Origin of the sequence: Paraburkholderia sp. J8-2 (assembly GCF_905220195.1) — a bacterium.
Classification (GTDB): domain Bacteria; phylum Pseudomonadota; class Gammaproteobacteria; order Burkholderiales; family Burkholderiaceae; genus Paraburkholderia.
In genome coordinates, this window is record NZ_CAJMZA010000043.1 from 38,852 (window position 1) to 50,476 (window position 11,625).

The window sequence follows — 11,625 nt, forward strand, 5'->3', positions numbered from 1 at the left end:
TTCCGCCGGCCAATTGCGCGCTCTTCAAAATAGAGGGAAAACTCACTGGCGACACCGGGACACATGTCCAGGCAACCGGCACGGCGCACACTCCAAGCTGCGTCAACAATCCGCCTGTTGCTCTCTGTGCGGCTTTATTGCGGAGGCAACATGTCCCTCCTTCCGAGCAGCCCTACCCGGATTCCAGATCCTCATCCGCATCTGGGTCGCCTCACCACACTGCTGCGGCGCGGCGCCGGTGCGCTGACGATGATACTTCTGAGTCCCGTTCTGGCGGGAGTCGCGTTGCTCGCGTACAGCGAGGACTACCTCAGTGGCGAACAGGAGCGTTCGAGGCGAGTCATCTTCGTCGGACAGGTGGCGGGCTGGAAGCCACCGCCCGATGCGCAAAGTTTGGCGAGCGCGACTGAAGTCGCCGTGCAGTCTCGCCGGCCCGGCAGGCTCAACGCCGCCGTTCAAGTCTGGGCTTCAAAGCTGAACTTTGCTGCCACGGAACGGAGATTCGGACTGCCAACTGGATTACTCGGGGCACTTGCCCAGCAGGAATCATCGGGCAACGCCCACGCGGTCAGTTACGCCGGCGCCCGGGGCTTGTTCCAGCTAATGCCGACGACGGCAAGGGAATATCACGTCGACCCAATGAACCCTTCGCAATCCGCGTGGGCGGCCGCACGAAAGCTTTCCGGGCTGATTCGCCACTATGGGGGAGATCTCACGTCAGCGTTACGCGCCTACAACTGGGGAGAAGGCAACCTCGACCGCAAAGGTCTCAGCCTGGCTCCGATGCAAACGCTGTCCTACGCGCCGTCGGTGATGTCACGCATGGGTGACTACAGTGGTGGCGGCATCTCGGCTCAACTCGCAGCCTACCAGCCCGGGGCGTGACTTATCAACATGGTCACGACCACCAACGAGCGCCGCCTCCGTCGGCTACGGAAGTTCGTCTGCCAGGGCGATCCGCTGCGCATCTTCTTCTGACGGACTTCCGGGCTCGGCCATGAAGCGACGCTCGGGATGTGTGTTCGAATGGCTGCAGTTCAGCGCATTACCGCCTGTCCAAAGCGTTCATAGCGGCGCGTAGTATCGGCTGCGAGGTTTCGTTGCGAGCAGTCCTATCCCAAGGGTACCTGGACCGGTCGACTGCTTCGCGCCCCTGCGATACAAGGATGACGAATCTCGGGCGTAGATGGCCGCAACATGACGCCGGGAGCGAATTCCTTTTGTCGTCAGCGGACATTTCCTGAATGAACTTGAGGACGGGGTCGTGGACTTGAGCACAGGACAAGCGTTTGTCAGGCACAAAGGCAGGTCGCCCATTGTGTGATTGTCTGCGAAGAACCACACTCGTCAACGCGCCGTGCTGATCACCGTCATCCGGAATGGGCCGCCGTTCGCCGCTGCATGAGCGACTGCCTCGTTCGCATCGTCGAGCGCGAACGTTGTCACATCGAAATGGCCCAGATGCAGCAGCCCACCTCGAATCAAACCTGTCATCAACGTCACGGCTTGCGTTGGATACATCCACTTGCCGCGCAACGTAATGTCGTTGCGCATGATCCACGGATAGGGAAGCTCGAGGCCCGCGCCGCCCAGCATGCCAACACCGCCCATCAGGACCACGCGCCCATACGGGCGGACCGCCATCACCGCGGCACGCACCGTCGTCGCCGGAACAGACGGCGGCATCAGGTCCATCACGCAGTCGATCGGTCCCGGCGCCGCCCGTTGCATGCGTTCGCGATCCGTTGCTTCGTCGCCGGACAGTAAAATGGTTCGCACGCGATCGCCGAATCTGCGCTCCAGGTCTTCGAGTGCCTGCGCGTTGCGGCCGGGTGCGACGACGCAGCGCGCGCCCATTGCGAGCGCGACCGCGACGCACGCGCTGCCGAAGTTGCCAGTCGCTCCGCTGACGAGCAGGATCTCACCGGCCCGCAGATCAGACGCGAGCAGCCCGCCGTATGGTACGAGCAACGTATTGAGCGCGCACCAACGCGCGGCGTCAGCCGGATCGATCTCGCCGATGCGCACCGCGTTTTCTGTCGGCAACCGTAGCTGCTCGGCAAACGGGCCGTCGTGAAAATACCGCTGCAACCGCCTGCCGCCCTCGCCTCGCGCGCTCCAGCCCTGCAGCACGATATCAGGCATGAGCGCATCGTCGCGAGAGCGCACGGTCGGATCGCAGAACACCCAGTCGCCCAGTTTCAGATGCGTCGCATCGGGACCGATTGTGCGGACCCGACCGATCGCGCCGCAGCCCGGCACGATAGGCAACTCGATTGGATAGCGGCGTTCGCCGCTGAACACTTCCTGCGCATAGGACAACACCGGCGCCGCAACGACGTCTACGATAACTTCGCCGGTGCCTGCAGAAGGATCCGGTATCTGTTCGATCGTGAGCGGCGCGTTGAGCGTCTTCAGGACGGCAGCTTTCATGACTCTTCCAGAAAGGGGGATGGGCCGATTCTGGCAGGCTTAGAATAGGCAACAAGGCCCGCTGCGATCCCAGGATTGCGCAGTCCCACCCTGCCGTCCTACCCGATATGAAGCGAACACGATGACCGCCACGACGCGAACCCCATTCGGCGACTTTCTGCGCTCCCGGCGCAAGAAGCTGAGACCCGGCGACGTCGGCCTCAACGATGGCCGGCGCCGCCGCACGCCCGGCCTCCGGCGTGAGGAAGTCGCGGAACTCGCGGGCATCGGCGTGGACTGGTATATCCGCCTCGAGCAAGGGCGCGCGGTCAGCCCTTCGGATGCGACGCTGGATGCGCTTGCGCGGGCATTGCAGCTCGACAATGCCGAAGTGGCCCATTTGCGCACGCTCGCGCAGCGCAGTGAACCGCGCGCCTTCGCCCGCGAGAATGTGCCGCCCGCCGTCGCGCGGGTGGTAGCCAGTCTCGCTCTTCCGGCTTACGTGACTGGTCGGCGCTGGGACATCCTTGCGTGCAACGAGGCCGCCACCGAACTGCTCGGCTTCGATCGTCTCGCTGCGCAAGACCGCAACATCATGATTTACATGTTCCTCGAACCCGAAGCACGGCGGCTCTTTGGCGCGAGCTGGTCGAATGAAGCCCGGCGCATGATCGCGCTGTTTCGTACAAGCCACGACCTCCATGCGGGCGATCCTGCGTTCGTCGAACTGGTAGGACGCCTTGGTTCGAGCAGCGAGGAGTTCGCGAAATGGTGGAGTGCACACGACGTGCGCAGCGGCGCGTCGGGTCAGAAGGTCTTTGCGCACGCGAGGCACGGTGTACAGCGCTACGAGTACGCAACGTTTCAGGCGAACGACGATCCGGCGCTTAAGCTCGCGATCTACACGCCGGTCGACGCGGACGTCGTTTAGCTCAGGCGGCAACAGGCGGTGGTGTTCCCGCTTGCCGGCGTGATGCCCGTTCGAGCGACGCGCCGGCCGGGAAGCGGGACCCCGAGTGCTTGAGTCGATCGATGTCGTCGTTGTCGACGCTCCCCGTGTCTCTCAACGACTGCGCGCTGTCGAGCACGACCATCGCCGACATCAGCCTGGTGAGCGAGGCGCCCTCAAGTAGCGCCATTCGAATCCGTGCGGACCTTCATGCACCGTACCGGCTGATGTTTCCGGAAAGTGCGCGGGGAATACGATCGCCCCCGTTTTCGCCGCGCGTTCGAGCAACGATTGTCTCGATGCTCGCGCCTGTGGCTGATCGAGGCAGAACGTCGAATTCCACTGAGGACGATAGACTTGCAATGGACTGTGCATCACGTCCCCGGAGAACAATGCTGTCTGTCCCTGTGAGCGAATTTCGATAGCCATATGCCCGATGCTGTGGCCCGGCGTCGGCAGAAAGCGAATGCCGTCGACAATCTCCGCCCCTTCATCCGGCACGATGCGGGCCTGTTGGGCCTCGATGACCGGCAGTACGCTGTCCTCGAATACCATGCGCCGCGGCTCTCCTTCCGGCTTTGCGAAATAGTCGCACTCGCGCTGGCCGAATACATAGGTGGCGTTCGGAAAGACGGGCATCCAGCGGTCGTTTTGCCAATGCGTGTTCCATCCGACATGATCGACGTGCAAATGTGTGAGCAGCACATAGTCGACGCGCTCGCGCAGGAAGCCTGCCGCCTCGAAGCGCTCGAGCACGGGATTGTCGAGTTGGTCGAACAGTGCACTGAACGGCCGCGTTTTCCCATTGCCGATTCCCGTGTCGACGACAATAGTCAGTCCGCGGAATTCAACGACCCACAAATGCGTTCTCATCGATACGCGTCGATTCGTCAGGTCGAGGCTGGCGGTCGAACAGTGTTCTTCCAGAACACGACCGCTAGCGGGATCCCAGTCCGGGAACAAGACATCGGGAGCGAGTGCGAAGGCCGTTTCATCCACCCGAGTGATGGTTGCATCGCCCACGAGATGAGTATTGGAAGCGTTTTTCATAGCAACGTTGGTTCGTAGTAAGTCATGGAGTTCCTCGCTCTACGGCAGGCGCATGCGCGACCGGCACGCGCCGCATGGCCAGTATGTAGAGCGCGGCGCCAATCAGTGAGGACAACCCACCGGTCAAGGCCAGCGCGACGCCCAGACTGTTGCCCATGTGCCCGAGGTGCTCGTTCAGGTAACCGACGGCCAGCGGCCCAACGCCTCCGCTGATCGCGTTGGTCATGAAGACGAGCAAAGCGAGCGAACGACCACGCATGCGGTTCGGCACCGCGATTTGCAGCGGTACGGGCGCGAGGCCCATCGCGATGCTCGCGGTGAACGCACAGCTGCCATACAGCAGAACCGCGACTGTGCTGTCGGCGACGAGCGGCATCGCAATCGCGGCTGGCACCAGTGTAGCAACCGCGCCGGCGGAGAAGCCCAGCACCCTGCGCAACGTGTTTTCGTCAGTGATTCGCGTCGCAAGCATGCCCGCGCACGCGATACCAAGTGTCCCACCGATCACGTAAGCGGGTGCGGCCATCTGGCCCACCGCCTTCGGCGCGAGATGAAAATGGCGCATCAGCAAAGTCGGGAACCACGCGGCGTGCGAGTAGAACAACGTGATCAACGCGACGTAGGCCGCGAAGTACGGCAGGCAGAAGCGATTGCGCACGAACAGTTCGACCACGACTTCGCGCAGCGATGGCATGGCGTCTCCTGCTTGCGTAGCACGAGCGAAGGTCTCCTGGCGGACCGGTTCGCGAACCGTGAATGCCACCAGCGCGGCCAACACGAGCCCGGGCAGCCCGACCGCGACGAACACCATTTGCCACGGCTCGAAGCCATGCGCCGCAAGTAGCGCGCTGCTGTCGCCATGCGCGACAGACAACAACATGCCGCCGCCGAACAACGCAACGCCGCCCCCCACGTATGGCCCAAGCATGAAGACACTGCTCGCGCGCGCCACGCGACGCGGCGTGAAGATGTCGCTGAAGATCGACAATGCAGCGGGGCTCAGCGCGGCCTCTGCGATCGCGGTCCCTGCACGAGCGATGAGCAGTTCGGAAAAGTTCGATGCGAATCCGCAAGCCATCGTCGAGATTGCCCAGATCGCAATGCAAGCGGCGATCAGCTTCACCCGGTTCGCTCGATCGACGAGCCGCGCGACGAAAACGCCCGCCGTTGCGTAGCACATCGTGAACGATAGACCCTGCAGCAGGCCGATTTGAGTATCGGTGAGCGCGAGCGACTGCTTGATCGGCTGCACGAGTACGCTGACGATCTGCCGATCCAGATACGAGAACGCGAAGCAGATGAAGAACAGCAGCACGATGTAGACCGGGTGTCGAACATCGCTGGATGACGGCCGGCCGACGTGCTCAGTCGCCTGAATCGAAGGGGGATAAGCGCTCATGCACGATCTCCGGAGGATGAGTAGGTGAGTCGTCCGTCACACTCGTTCTTGTTGTTCCGTGTTCAGTCCACAACGGTATCCGCGGCCAGCAATGCAATGCAGTCGCCGGGTTCCACGCGCGCGAAAGTACGGATGCACATCACCGTGGCGTCGGCGCGGAAGCGAATCTCCAGCGGCGCTTGCCAGGGCCGGTGCGGATCGAAGAGACGTCCCGCGATCTGACCTTCGCGAACGCGATCGCCGAGTGCGAAAGCGGGCTCGAACACGCCCGCAATCGGCGAATACACATAGTGGCGTGCGCCTTCCACACGAAGAAATTGCGTCTCACCCGCCGGCGAGGGATCAGCCTCCGGCGTCATGCCGAGTCGGTGCAGGACGCGAAGCAGGCCGCTCTCGACGATCGCGAGGTTGGCCGCGTCACACCCTGCGTGGCCGCCGAATTCGCCGCACAGGAATAGCTTCCCGTGGCGTTCGGCGGCCGCCGCGAAAGTGCGATCTTCGCCGAGCAGATCCATGATCATCGTGTTTGGTGCTCCAAACGCGCGAACGAGGTCCAGATAGAGCGCACGCCGCTCGCCTTCGGCGGGTGGCGACGCGAGAAGCGTGGGAGCATGTTCGAAAGATGCACCGCCGGCGTGAAGATCGATGACGACGTCGGCGCGTGGAAGCAATACCGTTTCGACGTAGTGCGCGATCATCTCCGTCGGCTGCCCGTTGCGTGCGCCCGGAAAAAGCCGGTTCAGATTGCCGTGGTCAATCGGGGAAGTGCGGGAGCCGTTGATGAAGGCCGGGAAGTTCAGCGCTGGAATCACGATGATGCGGCCACGGATCGCCATCGACGGCAGCCGCTGGAGCAGCTTGAACAGTGCGACTGGGCCTTCGTATTCGTCGCCGTGGTTGCCGCCTGTGAGTAGAACGGTCGGCCCTGTCCCCGCTCCGGCGTTGAGCACGGCGAGCGGGATGGGAATGTGCCCGTAAGCCGAGCGATCGTGCGACCAGGGCAGCCTGAGCGTGCCGGTCTGGAAACCGGTGCGCTCGAAGTCCACGTCAGTGGCGATAAGCGAAGGAAGATGGGACATGGTGCGATCCGTAAGCAGCGAGGCGACGCCCCGGTTGTCTTACTATCGCCGAAGACAAAGTGCCTGACCAATGCCGTTTTCTGCAGCCGGTGATGCTTTGAAGGCATCACCGGCTACGCGTTCCTCCACCGTCGCGCCGCAGCCACGCGCCGCCTACTTCAGCTGGTCGACGAACCGAGCCAATGCCATGTTTGCGCCGTTTGTTACGTAGCAGAATTCGAGTGGCAACGGCACCGACAAATCCTGAATATCGACGAAACGCACGCGTGCCGGTGGACGATCGCGATTCGCCGCGTTCACGATCGCGGCCCCCATGCCCGCGGACACGAGCGAAAGGATGGCCGTTTCGGTGCTGGCCTCCTGTCGGATGTCGAGCGTCAGGCCGCGCTCGGCGCACGCGGACAGGAGGCGGTCGTAGTACGCCGGGTAGACGCGTCGAGGAAAGGCGATAAATGGGGTTTCCCGAAGGTCTGCCGTCGAAACGGCCCCCGCTTTGCCGAGCGGCCACGCTTCAGGCACGGCCAACAGGACGTTCTGTTCGAGCACAGGCACGCTCGCGATGCCTTCGGGGAGCACACCGACTCGATAGCAGAAACCGCCGTCGAGCCGTCCCGCTGCAATCGCTTCAAGTTGCTCCGGAGTGTTCATCGGCTGCAATTCGAGCGCGACTTCCGGCACTGCCTGTTCGAATTCGCGCAACGCCCTGGAGACAATGCCACTCCATGCCGCGTTTTCGACAAACCCGACGCGCAAATGACCGCGCAAACCGGAGGCGATCTGGCGGGCGAGGCGATTGGCGGCGTCTACGCGGGCCAGAATCTCTCGCGCCTCGGACAAGTAGGCCTCGCCCGCAGCCGTGAGCAGCAGACCTCGTGGCGTACGTTCGAACAAAGCCGCGCCGATGGCCTGTTCGAGATCCTGGATTTGCCGGGATATCGCCGGCTGCGTCACGTGCAGTTGTTCGGAAGCCGAGCGCACACTGCGCAATTCTGCGACAGCGATGAAATAGCGAAGATGCCGGAGTTCCATGGCGGTATGGGAACAGGACGTTGGAGCGTCATCGTAAACCACTGCACGCGTTGAATGGCAGCCTTGAGGAAATCGTATAAGTCAGGCGTGTGGGGCTCGTGCTTATGAATTCGGCTTCACGATGATCTTGCCGATAACCCGGCCCGTTTCTTGAGCTTCGTGTGCTTCGACGATAGCGTCGAGTGATACTTGCATCCCTATCGTGGGTGCATACGCTCCGTGCACGAGGCATTGGCTGATCGCTGAGACCGCTGCGGACTTTGCGGCCGCCGGGACAGTGTAGATGTAGATGAACCGGAACGTGCAGCCTGCGATCATCGCCTTTAGCAGCGGAAGGGCCAGGTGGTCGGCAGCGGACTCCACAGCATAGGCGCTGATGATGCCGCCGTCGGCCAGACAGCTCATATCGGTTTCGAGGTTGTCTTGCAGACTGACATCCACGATCCGGCCGACCCCTCGCTGCCCAGTAGCCGAATTCACGATCGCCGACACATCTTGCGACAGTCGATTGATGACAAGGTCTGCACCCGCACGTCGCGCAGCGTCCGCCTGTTCAGGCGTTGAGACGGTCGTCGCGACCCACGCGCCCGCCCATTTTGCAAGCAGGATTGCTGCGGTTCCGACTGCCCCCGCGCCCCCATGGACGAGTATGCTATGCCCGTTGATAACGCCATCTGCGAAGAGGCAGCGATGAGCCGTGAGTGCTGGAATGCCCAAACAGGCTCCGACCTCAAACGAAACGTTGTCGGGTAAAAAAACGGCTTGTGATGCCGGCACGACTGCGCAGTCCGCAGCCGTGCCGAATGGGCGACGATATTGCGCTTCGAACAGCCATACCCGTTCGCCGATGCGTGTCGGCGCAACGCCGACCCCGACCGCGTCGATCACTCCGGCGCCATCTTGATGCGGAATGACCATGGGGAAAGCGGCAGGACCGGAGAAACCGGTGCGCGCCTTGATATCGCTCGGATTCAGACCGGACGCATGGATTCGCACGCGAACTTCGCCGGGACCTGGTTGCGGAACCGGAAAATCACCAAGCCTCAGTACTTCCGAAGCTCTGCCCTGCCTTTCGTAGTATGCGGCCTTCATCTATCTCCCTCCTTGAATAACACGGTCGTCCGCTGAGCGTTGGTCAGCGCAATAGAGCGGAGACTATCGGCGGTCGACTGTTTTTGTACAAGAAGGCACATCTTTGATATATAGGGATAGAAAGTATCCTATTGGGAGTCTGCATGGCCTCTTCGGTTACTACGTATCAGTGCTCCGTTGCTGCAACGGTCGACGTCGCCGGCGGAAAATGGAAACCGCTGATCGTCCACTATCTGATGAACGGCACGAAACGGTTCGGCGAATTGCGACGCTTGATCGGAACAGTCACGCAGCGCTCTTTGACGCTGCAGCTTCGTGAACTTGAATTGAACGGGATCGTGACACGTAAGGTTTTCGCGGAGGTTCCGCCGCGTGTCGAATACTCGTTGACCGAGTTCGGAAAAACGCTCGCGCCCGTGCTTGAGGCAATGGAGCAATGGGGCGACGCTTACATCGAACGACTGGAGCAATTGGAGTCCTGCTAACCGCGCTCGTCGACGTCCGCTTATAGGCCCAGAGAACGGCGCTTGGGGGTCGACGACTTTGGGCCACTGCATCGGGCTATAGTCCGCCAGCAAGCGCCGTGTACTTTCGCTGTTACGGAGTCGTTGGAACGACCGCTTCGCTTTGATACCGGCCCTTTGCACGCGGAGGGTGGTCTATGGCAACAGCTCGGGCGGCGGCAGTGGCGGCGCCCTGATGTCCAGTCGACGGTCATTAGCGTAGCGCGATCGTCGTGTCGTTCGCGTTGAGCGCTGCTTCGAACAGAGACTTGCCCGGGCCCGCCAACCACGCGTCGAAGCTCAGCAGTGGCCCGAACGTGCTCGTCAATGACGCGATATCCGCATTGCCGGCCAGCCGGCCATCGTCAAACAGATCGGCGAGGCGTCCGAGGAAAGCATTTTCTCGCAGCAGACTGTCGGGGAAGCGTTGATAGGTAATGGACTTGCCTCCTCGACCATGCCCGCGTTATCCCAGGAAGCGCTTGAACTGAACCGCCTCGTGCTCGAGGAGATAACGAGCAAGTGGACACTGCTCGTGCTAAGACATTTGTGCGGAGGCCCGATGCGCTTCAACGCTTTACGGCGCGCCAACGACGGCATCACACAAGGGCCTTGACACAATGCCTGCGTCGCCTCGAAGCCAGTGGATTCGTCAAGCGATCGGTGGTCTGCACCGCGCCCGTCGCGGTGATGTACGAGATTTCGCCGCTGGGTCGTTCCTTGGAACCGCATTTGCGGGCGCTGTTGCAATGGGTGGACGAGAATCGTGATGCGATCAAGGCGTCGCAGTGCGCGTTCGCCACACAAGGCCCGGGAGACGCGCTCAATCAGACACCGGGAGCTGTGTCACGATAACGATGAGGGAACGAGCGGACAATCACATTGCACAGGACTGCTTGTCACGCCGGGCACGGCGCAGAAGATCGACTTTGCTGCCAGCCTTCAGAGGCACGGCCCAAGTCTTTCCATCGACCAAACGAGCGTCGACGCAGATGTAGCTGCTCGCGACGGCGCTGCCGCAGCAGCACCAACTTTTGCGTGATACGCGCGGCCCTCTGTCATCTAGATGGCCACGCTCGCACGCCCCGAGTCGTTGTCACTTCGACTGGCATCCCGCCCACAATATCGGGCGGCGATCGACCCACGGCCGGGCCCGCTCGAGTTGCCCGGCAAGTTGCAGCAACGTGTCTTCCCGGCCGAATCCTGCCGCGAACTGCGTGCCAATCGGCAAGCCGGTTTCCGGGTGCGTTTCAAGCGGTACGGACATGGCAGGGAGCCCGGAGACGTTGAAAGGTGGCGTGAATGGGGAATGTCGAAAGACCCGAATGGGTCGGTCCGCAACAGGATCTCAACGCCCTGTTTCCGAGGGAGCGCGTGCCGTCCCCGAAGCTGCAAGCGTTCCTGCGCTACTTGAAGACTCAGTTGCGCTTTACGCATACGACTTGACTGGACGAAAGTACACCACCCGCGCGCTCTATGGTTCACCGGGCAAATGGCATCGGGCATCAGCAATCGGATTCACGTCGTACCTCGACAGGCTGAAGTTGGAGCAGCTTATGGCGTCGGCACTTATTCGGCTATCCTGCATCCGCGATCTCGCCGCAGATTCAGCCCGCCGGCATTAGCGCAGATATGAATGGATCGGAGCGTTGGGCGCACGGATGTCGAATGGCTGATATCGGGCGAGCAGCAGTCACTTGAGCTACTCAGGTCGAGCGGCTGCTCAGGGTCGACAAGCGCCCTCCGGATGGCAGGAAATGCCACACTCACTTCCTCAAAGCCGTTCCGTTGTGCGATTTGCCCGCCCCGCCACGCGGCCTCCCCTCGCTGGTTTTCGCACCAACCGGATCCGGCTGACACAGGAAGCTCGCACCCGATGGGCGGATGCGCAATTGCAATAAATCGCCTCGGCGCAGGCAATATCGACGCGAGTGTGGTGCTTAGACGTGAGGGCTGGCAACGCAGCCGCGCGCCATCGGCGAGACCGGCGCTCGTGGGCATCTGTGGGCGCCGCCGGTCGCTGGGATAGCCGCGATAATGGGCTACAGCAAGGACGGGAGCCTTTCGCTTTTCGCCAATCAGGCCGACGACGTCTGGCGCCAGTACTACGCC

At 62.0% G+C, this 11,625-nt stretch carries 10 protein-coding genes and 2 pseudogenes; 4 read left to right on the plus strand and 8 right to left on the minus strand.

The features are described 5' to 3' along the window. Window positions 1–150: 150 nt before the first annotated feature. On the plus strand, window positions 151–885 hold the full coding sequence (locus tag U5A52_RS39645) for a lytic transglycosylase domain-containing protein (protein WP_321917509.1): 735 nt from the start codon (window positions 151–153) through the stop codon (window positions 883–885). 462 nt (window positions 886–1,347) lie between these two features. Here the strand turns inward: U5A52_RS39645 and U5A52_RS39650 are convergent, their stop codons facing one another. Continuing rightward, window positions 1,348–2,433: a zinc-binding dehydrogenase gene (locus U5A52_RS39650; RefSeq protein ID WP_321939650.1), complete on the minus strand. Its 1,086-nt coding sequence runs from the start codon at window positions 2,431–2,433 to the stop codon at window positions 1,348–1,350. A 121-nt stretch (window positions 2,434–2,554) separates the two neighbouring features. Here U5A52_RS39650 and U5A52_RS39655 point away from each other — a divergent pair, with 121 nt between their 5' ends. Then, complete coding sequence (locus U5A52_RS39655) at window positions 2,555–3,343, plus strand: helix-turn-helix transcriptional regulator (protein ID WP_321939652.1); 789 nt, start codon at window positions 2,555–2,557, stop codon at window positions 3,341–3,343. Between the two features lies 1 nt (window position 3,344). Here U5A52_RS39655 and U5A52_RS39660 read toward each other — a convergent pair whose 3' ends face one another. The 6 genes from U5A52_RS39660 to U5A52_RS39685 all read right to left on the minus strand — a co-directional run bounded on the left by U5A52_RS39660 (window position 3,345) and on the right by U5A52_RS39685 (window position 9,010). Then, a complete protein-coding gene (locus U5A52_RS39660) occupies window positions 3,345–3,551 on the minus strand; it encodes a hypothetical protein (protein ID WP_321939653.1) in 207 nt (68 codons plus the stop codon). After that, window positions 3,515–4,411, minus strand: coding sequence for an MBL fold metallo-hydrolase (locus tag U5A52_RS39665; protein WP_321917514.1), 897 nt, complete (start codon window positions 4,409–4,411; stop codon window positions 3,515–3,517). The genes U5A52_RS39660 and U5A52_RS39665 overlap by 37 nt, the downstream gene beginning before the upstream one ends. A 22-nt stretch (window positions 4,412–4,433) precedes the next feature. Continuing rightward, the gene (locus tag U5A52_RS39670) at window positions 4,434–5,810 is read right to left on the minus strand and encodes an MFS transporter (RefSeq protein WP_321917516.1); all 1,377 of its coding nucleotides are present in this window, start codon (window positions 5,808–5,810) and stop codon (window positions 4,434–4,436) included. 62 nt (window positions 5,811–5,872) lie between these two features. Continuing rightward, a complete protein-coding gene (locus tag U5A52_RS39675; RefSeq protein WP_321917518.1) occupies window positions 5,873–6,889 on the minus strand; it encodes a succinylglutamate desuccinylase/aspartoacylase family protein in 1,017 nt (338 codons plus the stop codon). Window positions 6,890–7,042: 153 nt separating this feature from the next. Further along, window positions 7,043–7,918: a LysR family transcriptional regulator gene (locus U5A52_RS39680; protein WP_321939655.1), complete on the minus strand. Its 876-nt coding sequence runs from the start codon at window positions 7,916–7,918 to the stop codon at window positions 7,043–7,045. 102 nt (window positions 7,919–8,020) lie between these two features. After that, entirely contained in the window at window positions 8,021–9,010 is a 990-nt protein-coding gene (locus U5A52_RS39685; RefSeq protein ID WP_321939656.1) for an NADPH:quinone reductase, read from the minus strand. A 143-nt stretch (window positions 9,011–9,153) separates the two neighbouring features. On the opposite strand from U5A52_RS39685, the gene U5A52_RS39690 reads away from it, so the two are divergent. Both U5A52_RS39690 and U5A52_RS39695 read left to right on the plus strand, forming a co-directional pair. After that, window positions 9,154–9,495: a helix-turn-helix domain-containing protein gene (locus U5A52_RS39690; protein ID WP_321939657.1), complete on the plus strand. Its 342-nt coding sequence runs from the start codon at window positions 9,154–9,156 to the stop codon at window positions 9,493–9,495. A 475-nt stretch (window positions 9,496–9,970) separates the two neighbouring features. After that, window positions 9,971–10,368: pseudogene (locus tag U5A52_RS39695) on the plus strand (winged helix-turn-helix transcriptional regulator). A gap of 241 nt (window positions 10,369–10,609) precedes the next feature. Here the strand turns inward: U5A52_RS39695 and U5A52_RS39700 are convergent. Then, window positions 10,610–10,837 (minus strand): annotated as a pseudogene (locus U5A52_RS39700) (amidase family protein); the annotation flags it as partial. Window positions 10,838–11,625: the final 788 nt, after the last annotated feature.

Bases quoted from the DNA above. Each gene is read 5' to 3' on its own strand.
- U5A52_RS39645 (WP_321917509.1), top strand. From the start codon at position 151: ATGTCCCTCCTTCCGAGCAGCCCTACCCGGATTCCAGATCCTCATCCG.
- U5A52_RS39650 (WP_321939650.1), bottom strand. From the start codon at position 2,433: ATGAAAGCTGCCGTCCTGAAGACGCTCAACGCGCCGCTCACGATCGAA.
- U5A52_RS39655 (WP_321939652.1), top strand. From the start codon at position 2,555: ATGACCGCCACGACGCGAACCCCATTCGGCGACTTTCTGCGCTCCCGG.
- U5A52_RS39660 (WP_321939653.1), bottom strand. From the start codon at position 3,551: ATGGCGCTACTTGAGGGCGCCTCGCTCACCAGGCTGATGTCGGCGATG.
- U5A52_RS39665 (WP_321917514.1), bottom strand. From the start codon at position 4,411: ATGAAAAACGCTTCCAATACTCATCTCGTGGGCGATGCAACCATCACT.
- U5A52_RS39670 (WP_321917516.1), bottom strand. From the start codon at position 5,810: ATGAGCGCTTATCCCCCTTCGATTCAGGCGACTGAGCACGTCGGCCGG.
- U5A52_RS39675 (WP_321917518.1), bottom strand. From the start codon at position 6,889: ATGTCCCATCTTCCTTCGCTTATCGCCACTGACGTGGACTTCGAGCGC.
- U5A52_RS39680 (WP_321939655.1), bottom strand. From the start codon at position 7,918: ATGGAACTCCGGCATCTTCGCTATTTCATCGCTGTCGCAGAATTGCGC.
- U5A52_RS39685 (WP_321939656.1), bottom strand. From the start codon at position 9,010: ATGAAGGCCGCATACTACGAAAGGCAGGGCAGAGCTTCGGAAGTACTG.
- U5A52_RS39690 (WP_321939657.1), top strand. From the start codon at position 9,154: ATGGCCTCTTCGGTTACTACGTATCAGTGCTCCGTTGCTGCAACGGTC.